The sequence below is a fragment of the Stenotrophomonas beteli genome (genome assembly GCF_001431665.1).
Lineage (GTDB): Bacteria > Pseudomonadota > Gammaproteobacteria > Xanthomonadales > Xanthomonadaceae > Stenotrophomonas > Stenotrophomonas beteli.
Map to the genome: position 1 here is coordinate 1 of NZ_LLXV01000007.1, position 1,095 is coordinate 1,095.

General features: G+C 63.5%; 1 protein-coding gene. It reads left to right on the forward strand.

The genetic code is table 11. From position 1 onward, the window contains the following. A partial coding sequence (locus ARC23_RS00685; RefSeq protein WP_152985171.1) for a TonB-dependent receptor plug domain-containing protein occupies positions 1 to 1,095 on the forward strand: 1,095 nt, incomplete at both ends.

Consider the following 1,095-nt stretch of genomic DNA (forward strand, 5'->3'; position numbering starts at 1 on the left):
CCAGCCGTGTCGGCCAGGTGACGGTCAGCCTCGGCAGTGCCACCACGGTCAACGTGCCGCTGGGTGCGGTCAACACGCTGGGCACGGTCGAAGTGCGGGCGCCACAGGTGGTGTCGATGGTGGACGTGAAGTCCACCGAGTCGGCCACCAACATCACACGCGAAGAGCTCTCGCGCCTGCCGGTGGACCGTGACATCACCGCCGTGGCGCTGCTGGCGCCGGGTGCGGTGAAGGGCAAGGGCTCGCTGGGTGGCCAAGGCATTTCCTTCGGTGGTTCGTCAGTGGCCGAGAACACCGTCTACATCAATGGCCTGAACGTCACCGACTTCTACAACCGGGTTGGCTTCTCGTCGGTACCGTTCTCGTTCTACCAGGAATTCCAGGTCAAGACCGGCGGCTACTCGGTGGAGTTCGGGCGCAGTACCGGTGGTGTCATCAACGCGGTGACCCGTTCGGGCAGTAACGACTTCAAGGCCGGCGCCGAACTGGTGTTTGAGCCGCGGGCATGGCAATCGCAGGCGCGCGACCGCTATGACCGCGACGGCAGCCGCTATATCACCGCCAGCCGCGACGACTACAGCCGCAGCGCGCTGAACGTGTTCGCCTCCGGTGCGCTGGTGCAGGACCGGCTGTTCTTCTTCGGCATGTACGAAGCACGAGATTACCGCCCGACCTCGACCAATGATGCCGGTACCCGCTTGAGCCAGGGCAAGGCCGATGATCCGTTCTGGGGTGGCAAGATCGACTGGCAGATCACCGACAACCAGATGCTGTCGCTGTTCGGCTTCTCGGACAAGAGCAAGACGCTCACCGACGTCTACGCATACGACTACGCCAGCGGCCAGGTGGTGGGTGAGCGCAGCAACCAGATCTACAACACCGTGGGCGGAAAGAACTGGTCCGGCACCTATAGCTGGCAGGTCAACAACGACCTGACCATGAAGCTGATGTATGGCCAGAACAAGCGCAACCGTGTGCAGAGCTCGCTGATGGACGAGAACTGCAATCGCGTGTTCGACAACCGCACCGCCAGCCAGGGCGTGCCGCCGTCGCTGCAGGGCGACCGCAGCTGCACCAGCAGTTCGCAGCTCGAGA